The organism is Sphingomonas sp. Leaf34 (genome assembly GCF_001421805.1).
Classification (GTDB): domain Bacteria; phylum Pseudomonadota; class Alphaproteobacteria; order Sphingomonadales; family Sphingomonadaceae; genus Sphingomonas.
On sequence record NZ_LMLC01000002.1, the window covers coordinates 357,186 to 372,101 of the forward strand.

The window sequence follows — 14,916 nt, forward strand, 5'->3', positions numbered from 1 at the left end:
AGGATCTGATTTGACCGATGATCGCGGCCCCAAGGCCAGCGCAGGACGCGCGATCCCCAGCGGCAGGCTTGCCCGACTTGGCGTCTTCGGACGTCTCGCCGGCGGTGTAGCGGGTGGCGTCGTTGCCGAAGGTGCGCGGCGTCTTGCCAGCGGTGAACGCCCCAGCATGGGCGACCTGCTCTTGACGCCCGCCAATGCCACGCGGGTCGCGGATCAGCTCTCTCACTTGCGTGGCGCGGCGATGAAGCTCGGCCAGATGATCTCGATGGACGCAGGCGACATGCTCCCGCCCGAGCTCGCGACGATACTCGCCAAGCTGCGTAACAACGCCCACCACATGCCACCGCAGCAGCTCGACCGGCTGCTTGTCACCGAATGGGGCAAGGACTGGCGGCGACGGTTCGCACATTTCCAGGCACACCCCGTCGCCGCCGCGTCGATCGGCCAGGTCCACCGCGCACGCCTCCCCGATGGGTCGGAGCTGGCGATCAAGGTCCAATATCCTGGCGTGAAGGACAGTATCGACGCTGATGTCGACAACGTCGCAACGCTGTTGCGCGTTTCGGGTTTGTTGCCCAAGTCGCTCGACGTCACACCGCTGCTCAACGAGGCAAAGCGCCAACTGCACGAGGAAGCCGACTATCTGCGTGAGGCGACGATGCTCGTCCGCTACGGCGCACTGCTGGCCGGTGAGAGCGCGTTCGTCGTGCCGTCGCTGGTCGCCGATCTGACGACGCCGCGCGTGCTGGCGATGAGCTTCGTTACCGGCGTTCCCGTCGAGACGCTTGAAACCGCGCCGCAAGAGATTCGCGACCATGTGATGCACGACCTGATATCGTTGGTCCTGCGCGAGCTGTTCGACTGGCGGTTGATGCAGACCGATCCGAATTTCGCCAATTACCGCTGGCAGCCCGACACAAAGAAACTCGTCCTGCTCGATTTTGGCGCGGCCCGCCCCCTCCCCGCCGCAACCGGCGAAGGCTATCGTCGCCTGCTCACCGCGGCGCTCGCGGGCGACCGAGATGAAGTTCGCGAGGCGGCCATCGCCGCGGGCTTCCTTGGCGAGGCCGCGGTTGTCCGACACCGCGCGCTGATCGACCGGATGATCGACGTCATCCTAGGCGAGCTCGCCAAACCCGGCCCGTTCGACTTCGGCGACCGTGCGTTCGTCGGCGTTCTTCGCGAACAGGGGACCGAAATCGCACGGGATCGCGAGACATGGCATCTCCCACCGATCGACACGCTGTTCGTCCAGCGCAAGATCAGCGGGACCGCCCTGCTCGCCGCCCGGCTGAAGGCACGCGTCGATATCCGAACGATGATCGCCACCTATTGCGCCGCGCCGGCAGCACGCTGACTCCGTCGGCCTGTGATGCCGAACCCGTGATGGCCGCGAGCATATGTGGCCATCAGCCCGGATAAAGAGCTGGCAAATTCGGGGCGAATGCCTGTCAGCGGCGTTGGGGGGCTTCTGCATCGCGGCGATTGATCGCCCCGTAGCCAAATGCTTGCTGTTGCGGTCACCCACCTCAGGCCCTTATCGCCCGGGGGGCTTGGTCGGTCGCCGACGACGATATGACCGTAACCATCGACCAGTATCTGCGGGCTGATCGCACGGCCGTTATAGGTCGAGGCCATCGCAGCGCCATATGCGCCGGTCGTATGGATACCGCGAGGTCGCCGCGGACGACTGCGTCGATGTCGCGGCCAAGACCGGACGTGTCGCCGGTTTCGCACACCGGTCCGGCGATGTTTGCACGGATGCGCTCTCCCCGCGGCACGACCGGCTCGCAGCGGTGATAGGCACCGTACATCGCCGGTCGAGCGAGATCGTTCATCGCCGCGTCGACGATCGCGAACGGATGCGTTGTGCCCGTCTTGACCCAAATTACGCGGGTTAGCAGCACGACTGCGGCGCTAACGATCACCCGCCCCCGGTTCGAACGTCAGGCCGACGTCCCAATCGACAGTTACGCGCGCGACCATGGTCGCATACGCGGCAACCGATGGCGCGATCTCACCAGGTGCATAGCCGATACCCAGTCCGCCGCCGGGGTCGACCCGCGAGACCGTGTGACCACGTGCACGCAGCGTAGCGATCAGAGCGCCGATCCGGCAATACCCCTGTTCCAGCGGGGCAAGATCGCGCAGCTGGCTGCCAATGTGGACCGCAAGCCCGTACAATTCCAGACCGTCAAGCACCGACAGACGATCGTAGATGTCAGGCACGTCGGCGATCGCGACGCCGAATTTGTTTTCCTGCTTGCCAATCGAGATTTTGGCATGCGTGCCGACATCGATATCGGGTTCACCCGCAATACGGCCGGTGCGGCCATCTCGGCATCGGTCTTGCCGACACCCGAAAACACGATGTCCTCGGACCGCATCCCGGCGAGCAGTGCGCGGCGTAACTCGCCGCCCGACACGATATCGGCGCCTAACCGCGATTAACGAGCAGAGTCAGGACGGCGGTGTTGGCATTGGCTTTCACCGCGAAGGCGATTCTCGCCCCATGGAAACCAGATACGGCTGTGCGAAGGTGTCTGCAGCATGCCGCAAAGCCTCTGCCGAATAGACATGGACCGGGGTGCCGACGTCGTCGGCGATATCGACAAGCGATTAACTGATTCGGCGGCGGTGACGACGGAGGCGCTCGGCATGGATCACCTCTGCCGTATGCCAGTGACCGCGACGTTCGGCCTGGAAGGCGATCGCGACGCGTTTGCCGTTGATCATCAGCGTCAGCCCGATGAGAACAAGGGGCAGCAGCAAGACGACCAATGAAGAATCCTCGACCGTTATCGCGGTGACGCCCGCGGCTAGCCCGAGCATGACCCCGGCGCTGCGCCATACAAAAACGCGCTTCGTCATGAGAGGCCCGTTTCGCCGCGCTTCGATCGCGGGGGCGCGGTACACGGGCTTGGGATGACGCGATCGCCCGCGCGCGACAACGCCGCAGCGACGTCTCCGTGCCACCGGCCGTTCCAGATGATCAGATCCGCGGGCAGATCATGTTCGTCGCGCAGCGCGTCCGTAACGTCCGCGCTGTCGAAAATCACCCCGATCGCCGGATCACGCAGCGCTTTGGCAGCTGCTCTGGCCCGGACAATTAATGCCGGTGAACGATCGATCCCGCGCCCTTCGATCGCCGTGAAGCCCAATCTCCGCGCATGCTGCACCGCATGGAGTAACAACGATCCCGCGCCGCAATCGGCCTCGACGATGCGGACGGCGAAGCGCCCCCGTTCACGCAGATCCGCCAAAGCCGCTGCTATGGCGGGCCATCGTGCATCGTGACGCGCTGCGCGGCTCCCGGGCTGCGTGGTTGGCAAGGCTCGGATCATCGATCGCGAGCCTGGCGATCGAAGCGTTGCAACTGTACCGGAAGCGCGCGCGCGCCGGATATCGTGTCTCATCGCGACCCCCTCAAGCAGCACGCGACATTGCCGTTTCGGACCCTGCAGCCGGGACGAACGACACGAGCGCGATCAAGGGTGCAATGGCGACCTCAACGGCGGCGTGGTAGAGATCCCGCTGGGCCCGCGCATAGCTCATCGCCGCGGCAAACGAGACAAACCGCCCTTCGAGACGGCTGGCATTATCCTGAACGAGCCAATGCCCGGCCTTGTCCTGGCCGACAGAGATGATGATGGCCGGTTGATCGCATTCCGGATCGGGTGCCGACGGCATGTCTGGTGTATCCTCGCAATCGATACGAGCGGTGTTGCCCGTAGCGACGATCTATGCCGCACCGAATAGCGTTTCGAGATCCATCCCGGCATTCCGCATAGTGATACCATAGCTCGCGCAGCGCCCCGATCGGACCACTCTCGCCCGCGCGGCTGCCGTCATCCGGTTCGCAACCATTGACGGAGGACCGCCGTGACCTCGCCGGGACGTTCCATCGGTGCAAGGTGGCCACAGCCGCGGACCAAGTGGAAGCGCGCGCCTGGGATACGCAGGCTCAATGACAGCGCATCGTCGGGCGTGCAGATCCGGTCGCGATCGCCGACTGCAACCAGTGTGGGCACGTGGATCGCGGCGATCGCCTCGCTGATGTCGGGACGGGCGAGCAGCGCGCGCTGCTGGCGTTCGAACACGACCGGCCCGACGCGGTCCGCCATCGCCTGCGCGGGGCCGCTGACGTTCGCGGACAGATGCGGGTCGGCGTGCGGCGCGGTGGCGAGCATCCCCTGCCCCGCGACGGTGCGCGGGCGGACGTCCATCGATCCGCGCGTACCGAACAACGCGATGCGCTCGATCCGTTCGGGCGCCTGGCGGACCATCTCCATCGCGACGTAGCCGCCCAGGCTGACGCCTGCGACCGCGAACCGCGGCGGTGCGTCGGCGAGCACACGCGCCGCCATGGCCGACAGCGTATCGTCCTGCGACAGGTCGCCGAACTCGACCTGCGCGAGACCGCCGAGATCGACGATCTGCCGCGCCCAGAGCTGCCCGTCGCAGCCCATCGCGGGGAGAAGCATCAGCGGCGTACGCGATCGAACCATGCGAAATCTCCGGGAACGGCGGGTTGCGGGGATGCTCACCTCAGGCGACGAACGGGAAGGCGAGTGCGATCATGCCGACCAGCGTCATGACGACGCAGACGGCAATCGCGGGGACGAGCGTGAAGCGCTGGTGATCGGCCAGATCTATCCCGACCAGGCTGACCAGCAGGTAGGTGGACGGCACCAGCGGGCTGAGCAGATGGACCGGCTGGCCCATCAGCGACGCGCGCGCGATCGCCTCGGGTGCGACGCCGTAATGCGCGCCGGCCTCGGCGAGGATCGGCAGCATCCCGAAATAGAACGCGTCGTTCGAGATGAAGAAGGTGAACGGCATGCTGAGCAGCGCGGTGATCGGCGCCATATAGGGCCCCAGCACAGGCGGGATCACGCCGACGACGGCCTTGCTCATCGCCTCGACCATGCCGGTGCCCCCCAAAATGCCGGTGAAGATGCCCGCCGCGAAGATCAGCGAGACGACCGCCAGCACGTTGCCGGCATGCGCGGAGATGCGCTCCTTCTGGTCGGCGACGCCGGGATAGTTGACGATCATCGCGATCGCGAACGCCAGCATCATCAGCACCGACAAGGGGAGGATGCCCCACACCAGCAACGTCAGCAGCGTGACGACGAGCGCCGCATTGAACCAGATCAGCTTGGGGCGGCGAGCCTCGGGATATTGCGAGACCGCCATGCCGGTGAACTCGGTGTCCGCGGTGATCCCCGCGTCACCCATCCGCACGCGCTCCTTGCGACCAAAATACACGGCGAGCCCGATCAGGAACGCAAGGCCGGCGATCATGCCAGGGATAAGCGGCAGGAACAACGTCGCCGGATCGATCTTCAGCGCACTCGCGGCGCGCGCGGTCGGCCCGCCCCACGGCGTCAGGTTCATGATCCCGCTCGTCGTCATCAACAGGCAGACGAGGTACAGCCGGTTCATGTTGAAGCGCTTGTAGAGCGGCAATAGCGCGGCGATCGTGATGATGTAGGTGGTCGACCCGTCGCCATCGAGGCTGACGAGCGCGCACAGCACGACCGTCCCGATCAGGATCCGCATCGGATCGCCGTGGACCATCCGGATCAGTCGACCGACCAGCGGATCAAACAGCCCTGTGTCGGTCATCGTCGAGAAGAACAGGATCGCGAACAGCAGCATGACGCCGGTCGGCGCGAGATTTTTGATGCCATCGATCATCATCGGGCCGAGACCGGCGGCCTCGCCCGCGAACACGCCGAAGATCGACGGAATCACGATGAGCGCGACTAGCGGCGTCATCTTCTTGGTCATGATCAAGGTCATGAACGTGGCCACCATCAGGAAGCCGAGCAGGGCAAGGTTCATCGCATCGTCCTAGGAAAGGGCGTGAAAGAGAAGGTTGGAGTGTCCGCAACGGAACGGTGGAATGAGCCACCTCGCACTCCAGCCAGCATCAGAACGTAACACCGACGCGCGCGCTGAGCGTCTGGCCGCTGTCGTTGCCGACATAGTCGCCGGCGCGGTTGTCGGTATTCCACTGGATCGCGTTCACCTGGAAGCGGGTGAAGGAATTGAGGTACCAGTTGACGCCGACGGTTGCCGCCCAGCCGTCGCCGCCGGTCAGCAGATTGTCGAAGTCGAGGCTTTCGTAGCGCGCGGTGAGCTCGATCGCGCCGACGCCGCCGTCGAACGTCGGCTTCAACACCTTGGGCTGGCCGAAGCTGCCGAGCCGCGGGTTGTACGGCGGCAGATCGCCGGTCAGGAACAGCCCGCCCGAGACGCTCCATGCCTTGCTGACGAAATCGGGACGCCCGCCGTCGAGCCTTGCGTTGCGGCGGCCCGCTTCGCCCATCACCCACAAGGGCCCACGATAGCCGCCGAGCTCGACGCCGTAGCCGGTCGTACCCGTGCCGCCGATCAGCGGTCCGGTCGACACGCGCAGCGCGCCGTTGAAGCGGCCGCCGATCACCGTGTTGCGCGTCAGCGTGCCCGCGACCGACGACAGCGACTCGTCGAAGCCCCAGGCGCCGAGATGGAGCACGCCGGTATCCGACTTGATTGGGTTCCAGTGCGCGCGGCCGAGCACGGTGCGGCTGTCGCCGACGGTCTGCGTCCCGTCGATCCGGTCGCCGGTGACGGTGAGCGACGCGTGGCCGGTCTTCCAGAACACGCGCGGCATCACGCCGATCCCGTAGAACCCGCGCTGCGGGATGATCGCGGTCGAAACCGTGCTTCTCTCCAGGAACGGCGTCGAATCCGAGCCCGTCGAGCCCTCGAAGCTGCGGTCGTTGAACAGATGGCCGGCGCGGACATCGTAATCGAGGCCCGGTTTGATCTTGTTGCGCCAGCCGACGAACGCGGTGACGACGTCGACCTCGTTCTCCGAGAAGTCGCTCTCGAACTGGTAGAAGAAATGCGGGCCGACGCCGCCTTCGAGGCCAAGGCGGAGCGCGCGCATGCCCGTCGTCGTGATATTGCGACCATCATATTTAGAGCCGAAGCTGGAACTCACATCGGTCAGGATGCGCCCGCGCGGCTTGAACGTGTACACGCCGTCCGCCGAGTGGAAGACGGGCAGCCCGGCGCCCCATTCGGTCGTGACGCCCGAGGGATTGTCGCGAGCGGCCAACGCCTGGGCGACGCTGCGATCGGCCGGCCCCGGGGGCGCAAGCTGCGGCGCGAATGGAACGGTTCGACGTGGCTCGTTATTTTGCGCGACGGCCTGCGGCGCCACCTGCACGGGCGCGACCGGCGCGGTCGCCTGCGCGACGGCAGTGACATTCTCAAGCCGATCGAGCCGCGATTTCAACGCCGCGATCTCGGCCGCCTGCGCGCGGACCAGCGCGGCAAGGTCGGCGTCGCTCGGAGTCTGCGCTAGCGCGGGCGTCGCCGCGATCAGCGCGAGTGCGGCGCACCCGGTACGGAAGAGGGTCATTGGGCTTGGGCTCCGGTGGCGAGAATCGCGGTCCAGTCGCGCAGGAAACGCTGGCGCTTGACGCGGTCGAGGTTGACGAGAAGTTGCGGTCCGACGCGGATCGGTCGGGCCTGCGCGGTGGGAAGACGACGTGCCGCGACATCGGTACGGACCGGCCACAGGCTGCGCCTGGCGAGCAGCGACTGCCCCTCGCGCGAGAGCAGGAAATCGAGGAAGAGTTTCGCCGCCGCCGGGTGCGCGGCCTCGCGCGCGATAAACGCGATCCGCGACGTGACCAGCGTATAGTCCTGTGGAAACACCACGCCGATGCGGCGGTCGGTGCGCGCGCGTTCAAGCGCGTAGGAGCCGATGACGTTGTACGCGATCGCCTGCCGCCCCTCGGCGACACCGCGCAGCATCGGCTCGGTGGTCAGCGACAGGACGGGCTTCGTGGCGGCGATCGCCTCCAGCAGCGACCGCGTGTCGCGCGTCGTCGCCATGTCCTGCGTCAGATACAGATAGCCGGTGTTCGACCGCGCGGGGTCGAACGTGGTCACCTTGCCCGCGAACGCGCGCGCGTTCTGCCGCAGCAACGCCTCGAGCGCGGCATGCGTGCGCGGCACGCGCGCGGCGGGGATCAGCCGCGTGTTGTAGACGATCCCGATCGGCTCGGCGGTGACGCCGAAACCCATGTTCTTCCACACCGACTGCGGCGGCAGCGCCGGCTTTTCCGGGCTGGCATAGCCTTGCGCGAAGCCGTCGTTGATCAGCTTGATCTGCAAGTCCATCGCCGACGACCAGACGAGATCCGCCGACAGCCGGCCGGCGCGGGTCTCGGTGACGAAGCGGCGATACATCTCGGTCGAGCCGAGATCGGCGTACAGCACGGTGATCCCCGGATACCGCTTCCGGAACGCGGCGACCACCGGCAGCAGCTCGGCGCGATCGGCATTGCCGTAGATCCGCACCTGCCGCTCGGCGCGCGCGTCGGCGATGATCTGGTCGTAGGAGCGCGGATAGCCGGCCGGACGCTGCGCCACGACAGCCGTCGCGGTGACACTCGTAGCCAGCATTGCGATCGTCAGAAAAATTCGGGCCATCATCACTCTCCTCGCCTTCCGTCTCTGTGTTCGGATAGACTGCATCGATGGCGTACGAAGTGAACCTGTCACCAACCTTTCACGCCGATCAGGCGAAGGACGAGCCGTTGTGCGCATCCTGCTGATCGAGGACGACGCGGCGCTCGCACGCAGTATCGCCGCGCTATTGCGTGCCGGCGGCAACGCGGTCGATCACGTCGCGACCGGCGAGGAGGCGCTGTCGGTGGTCGCCGGCGAGCCCTATGCGCTCGTCATTCTCGACGTCGGGCTGCCGGGTATCGACGGGTTCTCGGTGCTCGAAACGCTGCGGCGGCGCGGCGAGCGCGTGCCCGTGCTGATGCTCACCGCGCGCGATGCGCTCGACGACCGCGTGCGCGGGCTCGATCTCGGCGCCGACGATTATCTGCGCAAGCCGTTCGAGCCCGAAGAGCTGGAGGCGCGCGTGCGGGCGCTCGGCCGGCGGCGTGGCGGCGATCCGCTGCCAGTGCTCGTGGTCGGGACGCTGACGATCAACCGGTCGTCCGGCGACGCTGATATCGCCGGCCGCGCGCTCGACCTGCGTCGCCGCGAACGCGCGGTGCTGGAGGCGCTGGCGACGCGTGCCGGCCGCGTGATGCCGCGCGAGCTGCTGATCGGCGAGGTGTTCGGGTTCGACGAGCCGGTCGGCGACAACGCGATCGAGGTCCATGTCACGCGGCTGCGGACGAAGCTCGCGCCCGACGGCCCCGGTATCCGCACGGTGCGCGGCGTCGGCTATATGCTCGATGCCGGCTGAGCGCGCGCCGGCGCTGCGGACGCGGCTGCTGGTGGCGGTGCTCGGGCCGTTGCTCGCCGCCGCGATCCTGATCGGCGTCGTCGGCGCGACGCTGATCGCCGACGTCGTCCGCCGTACCAACGACCGCGTGCTCGGCGGCGCACTCGGCGCTATCGCGGAGACGGTGCAGGTGGAGCGCAACGAGGTGACGCTAGACCTTCCCGCCGCGGCGTTCGGAATGCTGGAGAACACTGAGCGCGACAACGTCTACTACCGCGTCGCCGTAGGGAACGATCTGCTGACAGGCTATGCCGACCTGCCCGCACCAGACCCCGCGACGCTCGCGGTCGACGTGCCGCGCTATCGGTTCGCGCGCTACCGCGACCAGCAGATCCGCATCGCCGAGGTCCGCCGCTCGCTCCCCCGGATCGACCAGCCGGTCATCGTCCAGATTGCCGAAACGCTCGACAATCGGGGCGCGCTCACCCGGCGTCTAATGCTCGCGCTGCTGATCGGCGAATGCGTCCTGGTCGGCGCCGCCGCGCTGTTGTTGCGTCCCGCGCTCGGCTGGTCGCTGCGCCCGCTCGCGCGCCTGCGCGGCGCGGTCGAGGCGCGCGACGAGCGTGCGCGCCCCGATTTCTCACCGCTCGATACGGGGCCGCTCCCGAGCGAATTGCGGCCGCTCTCCGGCGCGTTCGATCGGCTCCTGGCTCAGCTCGACACCGCCACCGTCGGCGTCCGTCGCTTCACCGCCGATGCTTCGCATCAGATGCGCACGCCGCTGTCGGTACTGAAAGTGCAGGTCGCGCTCGCCCGCCGCGGATCGGATGCCCAGCGCATCGAGGCCCTCGACGAGATCGCCGACGCGATTGTCCGCCTCGAACGGCTGGTGACCCAGCTCCTCGCGCTCGCGCGTGCCGAAGAAGCCGGCGTGTCCGCTCCGCTGGAGGCGGTGAACCTGCGCGAGGTGGCCGCGGCGGTCATCACCCGACACGTCACTCAGGCGATCGAGGCCGGTATCGACCTGACGCTCGAGGGCGACGCGCAGGTTGTCCCGATGGTACCCGGCCACCGCACGCTGATTTTCGAAATACTCGCCAACCTGATCGACAATGCGATCCGCTACAACCGACCGGGCGGCACGGTGACGGTCACGATCGCGGTCGAGCCTTCCGGGACGTCGGTCACCATCGCCGACGATGGTCCCGGCATCGCCGCTGCGCACCGCGACACGGCGTTCGACCGTTTCGTCCGGTTCGGCGACATCAACGGCCCGGAAGGCAGTGGCCTGGGTCTCGCAATCGTCCGCTCGGCCGCGGCACGGCTGGACGCCACCGTCGGGTTTGGCGACGCGGGCGTTGGCACGACCGTCATCCTGCGCTTCCCGCAGCCGCTGACCAGCCCCGACGACACCGCATAAAACCGCGTCATGCGGATCGCGATCATCGACGGGCGCGCGAAGCGGGCACGACACGGGCACGACGCGGGCGGCGATCATCCCGGACGGTCTGCACGAAGCGCAGCGCGCCGATATCGTCGTGATCGACGGTACGTTCAGGATGGAGTTCCTGGTCGCGACTATCGGCCACTACGATCCTTCGTTGTCGCCGATCGACGAGAACGCCCCGCTGCGTGAACGCGACACACATGCGGGGCGGGCGTCGGCGCATATCGCAAACGCCCGACCGGCCTAGGCTTTCTTCATCTGCTTGACCGCATGGTCGGCCGCGCGGGCAGTGAGCGCCATGAAGGTCAGCGACGGGTTCACACAGGAGATCGATGCCATCTGCGCGCCGTCGGTGACGTACAGGTTGGACGCCGCATGCGCCTGGCTCCACTCGTTGAGCACCGACGTGCGCGGGTCGCGACCCATCCGGGCGCCGCCCATCTCGTGGATCGCATCGCCGGGGACATGCTCGCGTTCCGTGCTCTTGACGTTGGTCAGGCCCGCGGCCTTGAGCATCGCCTCGCCCTGCGTCCGCGCGTCGGACATCATCTTCAGCTCATTGTCGCGGAAGGTCACGTCGAAGCGGACCAGCGGCACGCCGAACCGGTCGACCTTATTCTGATGGAGCGACACGCGGTTGTCGGCATAGGGAAGGCACTCGCCGAACGCGCCCATGCTGAACCGCCACGGCGCATATTTGCGCATGCCCTGCTTCATCGATGCGCCGAATCCGACCGGGGCGGCGGGGCTACGGAAAGCGCTGCCCTGATAGCCATAGCCGCGCTTGAAGCCGACACCCTCGTCGCCACCGACGTTGCGAAAGCGCGGGATATAGACACCGCCGGGACGGCGACCGAACTCGATGAATTCATCCATGCCGGGAATGTCGCCTTCGACCCCGACGCGGAAGATGTGATCCATCACGTAGCGCCCAAGCGTGCCGCTGGCGTCGAAATAGCTGCGATCGCTGCCCGGTGCGCGCGAGTTGAGCAGGATCTGCGTCGAGGCGATCGCGGAAGCGCAGAGGAAGACGAGATCGGCCTGCACCGTTTCCACCTGCCCTGTCTTCGCATCGATATAGCGGACGCCGGTAACCTTCTTGCGCGCCGCGTCATAGGCGAGATTGGTGACGACCGCGTCGGACTTCAGCGTCAGGCGACCGGTCGCGCGCGCCGCGGGCAGCGTCACCGCCTGGGTCGAGAAATAGGCACCGAACGAACAGCCGTTGCTGCATTGATTGCGGAACTGGCACTTGGTGCGGTTCTGATCGGGCTTGTCCTCGGTCATATTCGACAGCCGCGTATTGATCAGCTTCCGGCCGGGGAACTTCGTTTCGAGCCCCTGCTTCAACCACTTCTCGGCGATGTTCATCGGCATCGGCGGTTGAAACTCGCTATCCGGAAGATGGGCGAGGTTCTCGCGCGAGCCGGATACGCCGATGTATTTCTCGACATAGCTGTACCACGGCGCGACGTCGTCATAGCGGATCGGCCAGTCGCCATCGATGCCGTCCCGCTTGTTCGCCTCGAAATCCTCCGGGCTCCAACGGAAGCACCAGCGCCCCCAGATGATCGACTTGCCGCCCACCGCAGCGGGGCGGATCCAATAGAATTTTTCGCCCTCGTCATAGGCATAGGGGTTCAACCGGTCGTCATTGTAGAATTCCCGGTTGCTCGGTGAGACATAGCCATGCTTGGCAATGAAATAATCGCTGTCCATCAATGCCTTGGGCATGATGTTGCGCGCGGGCACCTCGTAAGCCGGCTTGCCGTCGTAGGTGTAGCCCTCGCCGTGCTCAACCATCTTACCGCGGTCCAGCATCAGGACGCGTAATCCCTTTTCGGTCAGTTCCTTTGCGGCGAAACCGCCGCTTACGCCCGAACCAATGACGATCGCGTCGAACCTGTTGGTCTCAGCCATGATCTTCCTCTCCTAATTCTCAGTCAGAAACACACGCTTCAAGATCACCCCCGTTTAAAAGCGGAGGGCGCGCAGTGTCCGGAAGCTCGTTGTGATGTCGGGAAGATACGGCGCGGGGGCCTGATCATTCTCGACGTAGAAATGCCGGACGCCGGCGCTGGCCTTCAGTTTGAAGAGCGCGGCGAAATCGACCGTGCCTGCACCGACCGCGGCCATGCTGCGATCGGGCCGCATGTCCTTGACGTGATAGGCGTAGAGCCGCTGCGACAGGCGTTCGATCAGCGTCGTCAGGTTTTCACCCGCATGCAACGCCCAGTACAGGTCGAGTTCGAGCTTCACGAGCGTCGGATCGGTCTCCTTCAGCAGCCGCTCGTACAGGCTGACGCCGCCCGGTTTGATCGTGAATTCAAAATCGTGGTTGTGATACGCGAAGCCGAGCCCGGCCCTTTTCAGGTCTTTGGCGAACCGGTTGAAGTTCGGCAGTGCTGCGCTCCAACCCTGCTCGTTGCGATGCTCGTCGGTCATGTACGGCAGCACGACGGTGGTCGCGCCGAGCGTCTTGGCCATCGCGACCGACTGGTCGAACCGCTGGAGCAGCGCGTCATAACCGATATGCACCGACGGCGCTGTCAAACCGAGCGTGTCCATCGTCCGGCGCAGCTTCGCATGGTCCATGCCCTCATAGCCGCCACCGCCGAACTCGACTTCGCGATAGCCGATCTGCGCGACCTGCTTGAGCGTCCCGAACGGGTCCTTCGAGAAGATGTCGCGGATCGTGTAGAGCTGCAGGCCGATCGCCTTCAGCTGCGCGGCGGAGGCGGTGGGCACGAACGCGAGCGCCGCGGCGGCGCCCGAGCCGGCGAGCAGGTTGCGACGGCTGAGGATCATGCGGAATATACCTTGTTGACCTGAGAATAGGGGAATGCGCCGTTATACTCGCCCGGCACCGGCAGATATTCGCGCTCCTGCGTCATGCCGATTTCCGACGTGTAATAGCCGGTGATCACGAGCTGCCGGAACGCTTCGAAGAACACGCCGCCCGACGGCATCTTGTCGGTCATCGCCAGCGTCAGCAGCGCGTCGTGCTGCGCCGCGGTCGCGCCTGCGCCGGGCACCTTATAGTCCTTCAGGCAGCGCGCCTCGATCGCGTCGAGCCCGGCGAGGATCGGCACCCGATCGGCGGGTGCAGCCCAGTCGGCGAGCAGCTTTTCGATGTAAGCCGGAACACCGGCGGCAATCGCTCCCGGCGTATCAGTGGTCGGAACGACGCGTTCGCTGAGCGCAGTCATGAGCGCACGCTGGGAGGCCGTGAATACCGCGACACTCGGCGGACCTTCGCTGATCGCCGGGATGCCGGCGGCCGAGCCTGGCGCTTGCCCGACGCCGGCGGCGCGCGCGATCGGGGCGAAAAGGGCACTGCCGAACATGCCGACGACGCCGGCGAGCGCAGTTCTGCGATCGATCATTTACCGTCCTTCTTCAGATCTTGCGCGATCGCCGCCTCGGTCAGCGGACGGACCCAGATATTGCGAAACGACACTGGTGAATCGTGATCCTGCAACTGGATCGGCGCGGCGTCCGCGTGTGCAGCGTAGCTCGCGACCTTGCGCCAGATCGTCGTGCCGAGCATCGCCTGGTGATTCTGCACGAGCACGCCGTTCAGCAGCGCGGTGACATACGCGGGGCGAACCAGACTGCCGTTCGCGGCAAAGCGCGGCCGTTCGAACACGATGTCATAGGTCTGCCACTCGCCCGGCTTGCGCGCGGCGTTCACGAGCGGTGGCTTCCAGCCATAGACCGCGCCGACTGTGCCATCGGCATAGGTCGGGTTCTGCGACCCATCGAGGATCTGCAATTCGTAGCGTTGCATGAACCAGATGCCGCTGTTGCCGCGATCCTGCGAGTTTTTGGTCGGCGGATACGGCGAGCGGAATTCGAGATGCATCTGAACGTCGCCGAAGCTCTGTTTCGAAACGAGGTTGTTCTCGCCGCCGCTTGCCGCGCGCGACGGGATCGTCAGCGCGCCGTTTGCGATCGGCCATGCGATGCGATCGGCCTTCCAGGCATCGAGCGAACGGCCGTCGAACAGCACGATCGCATCCGCAGGCGCGCCGCCGGGCATGGTGGCCGGTGCGACGACGATCGGCGCGGGCCGGTCGGCATCATGGACGCGCCATTGTCCGCCGGGCAGCATCGGCGTGTCCTTGAACCCCGGCTTCTCCTGCGCCGCGACCGGCCCTGCCGTCGTCAGCCCCATCGCCGCGATGACTCCCGCCATCACACCCGTCTTCATCCT

15 protein-coding genes and 1 pseudogene are annotated in these 14,916 nt (G+C 66.1%); 5 read left to right on the plus strand and 11 right to left on the minus strand.

Translation table 11 applies throughout. From position 1 onward, the window contains the following. The first annotated feature begins 10 nt into the window (after window positions 1–10). Window positions 11–1,357 carry an ABC1 kinase family protein gene (locus ASF00_RS06975; protein ID WP_055876206.1) on the plus strand — a complete coding sequence of 449 codons (1,347 nt, stop codon included), beginning with the start codon at window positions 11–13 and terminating at the stop codon, window positions 1,355–1,357. Window positions 1,358–1,548: 191 nt separating this feature from the next. Here ASF00_RS06975 and ASF00_RS06980 read toward each other — a convergent pair. Further along, a pseudogene (locus tag ASF00_RS06980) lies at window positions 1,549–2,607 on the minus strand (diaminopimelate decarboxylase); the annotation flags it as partial. On the opposite strand from ASF00_RS06980, the gene ASF00_RS18695 reads away from it, so the two are divergent. Next, entirely contained in the window at window positions 2,551–2,784 is a 234-nt protein-coding gene (locus tag ASF00_RS18695) for a hypothetical protein (RefSeq protein WP_162233561.1), read from the plus strand. The pseudogene ASF00_RS06980 and the gene ASF00_RS18695 sit on opposite strands and share 57 nt — an antisense overlap. Window positions 2,785–2,867: 83 nt before the next feature. Here ASF00_RS18695 and ASF00_RS06990 read toward each other — a convergent pair whose 3' ends face one another. From ASF00_RS06990 to ASF00_RS07015, 6 genes are all read right to left on the minus strand, one after another. Next, a complete protein-coding gene (locus tag ASF00_RS06990) occupies window positions 2,868–3,263 on the minus strand; it encodes an SAM-dependent methyltransferase (RefSeq protein ID WP_235525659.1) in 396 nt (131 codons plus the stop codon). A gap of 163 nt (window positions 3,264–3,426) precedes the next feature. Continuing rightward, window positions 3,427–3,690: a hypothetical protein gene (locus ASF00_RS06995; RefSeq protein ID WP_055876215.1), complete on the minus strand. Its 264-nt coding sequence runs from the start codon at window positions 3,688–3,690 to the stop codon at window positions 3,427–3,429. A 158-nt stretch (window positions 3,691–3,848) separates the two neighbouring features. After that, a complete protein-coding gene (locus tag ASF00_RS07000) occupies window positions 3,849–4,508 on the minus strand; it encodes an alpha/beta fold hydrolase (RefSeq protein WP_055876219.1) in 660 nt (219 codons plus the stop codon). Window positions 4,509–4,548: 40 nt separating this feature from the next. Then, window positions 4,549–5,850, minus strand: a complete 1,302-nt coding sequence (locus tag ASF00_RS07005; protein ID WP_055876222.1) for a CitMHS family transporter — start codon at window positions 5,848–5,850, stop codon at window positions 4,549–4,551. 88 nt (window positions 5,851–5,938) lie between these two features. Next, window positions 5,939–7,420 (minus strand): OprO/OprP family phosphate-selective porin, encoded by a 1,482-nt coding sequence (locus tag ASF00_RS07010; protein ID WP_055876226.1) that lies wholly within the window; start codon window positions 7,418–7,420, stop codon window positions 5,939–5,941. Next, window positions 7,417–8,499 carry an ABC transporter substrate-binding protein gene (locus ASF00_RS07015; RefSeq protein WP_055877161.1) on the minus strand — a complete coding sequence of 361 codons (1,083 nt, stop codon included), beginning with the start codon at window positions 8,497–8,499 and terminating at the stop codon, window positions 7,417–7,419. Before ASF00_RS07015 ends, ASF00_RS07010 begins: the two co-directional genes overlap by 4 nt. A 109-nt stretch (window positions 8,500–8,608) precedes the next feature. Between ASF00_RS07015 and ASF00_RS07020 the strand changes: the two genes are divergently transcribed. The 3 genes from ASF00_RS07020 to ASF00_RS18335 all read left to right on the plus strand — a co-directional run bounded on the left by ASF00_RS07020 (window position 8,609) and on the right by ASF00_RS18335 (window position 10,947). Continuing rightward, window positions 8,609–9,274, plus strand: coding sequence for a response regulator transcription factor (locus ASF00_RS07020; RefSeq protein WP_200910490.1), 666 nt, complete (start codon window positions 8,609–8,611; stop codon window positions 9,272–9,274). Continuing rightward, a complete protein-coding gene (locus ASF00_RS07025) occupies window positions 9,264–10,673 on the plus strand; it encodes a sensor histidine kinase (RefSeq protein ID WP_055876229.1) in 1,410 nt (469 codons plus the stop codon). The genes ASF00_RS07020 and ASF00_RS07025 overlap by 11 nt, the downstream gene beginning before the upstream one ends. Window positions 10,674–10,791: 118 nt before the next feature. After that, window positions 10,792–10,947, plus strand: coding sequence for a hypothetical protein (locus tag ASF00_RS18335; protein WP_156348212.1), 156 nt, complete (start codon window positions 10,792–10,794; stop codon window positions 10,945–10,947). Here ASF00_RS18335 and ASF00_RS07030 read toward each other — a convergent pair. From ASF00_RS07030 to ASF00_RS07045, 4 genes are read right to left on the minus strand one after another with little or no spacing between them, the layout of a single operon-like run. After that, complete coding sequence (locus ASF00_RS07030) at window positions 10,944–12,620, minus strand: GMC family oxidoreductase (protein WP_055876233.1); 1,677 nt, start codon at window positions 12,618–12,620, stop codon at window positions 10,944–10,946. The genes ASF00_RS18335 and ASF00_RS07030 overlap by 4 nt on opposite strands. 54 nt (window positions 12,621–12,674) lie before the next feature. Further along, complete coding sequence (locus ASF00_RS07035) at window positions 12,675–13,508, minus strand: sugar phosphate isomerase/epimerase family protein (RefSeq protein ID WP_055876236.1); 834 nt, start codon at window positions 13,506–13,508, stop codon at window positions 12,675–12,677. Next, window positions 13,505–14,086: a gluconate 2-dehydrogenase subunit 3 family protein gene (locus tag ASF00_RS07040; RefSeq protein ID WP_055876239.1), complete on the minus strand. Its 582-nt coding sequence runs from the start codon at window positions 14,084–14,086 to the stop codon at window positions 13,505–13,507. Before ASF00_RS07040 ends, ASF00_RS07035 begins: the two co-directional genes overlap by 4 nt. Next, on the minus strand, window positions 14,083–14,913 hold the full coding sequence (locus ASF00_RS07045) for a 3-keto-disaccharide hydrolase (protein ID WP_235525660.1): 831 nt from the start codon (window positions 14,911–14,913) through the stop codon (window positions 14,083–14,085). The genes ASF00_RS07040 and ASF00_RS07045 overlap by 4 nt, the downstream gene beginning before the upstream one ends. Window positions 14,914–14,916 lie beyond the last annotated feature (3 nt).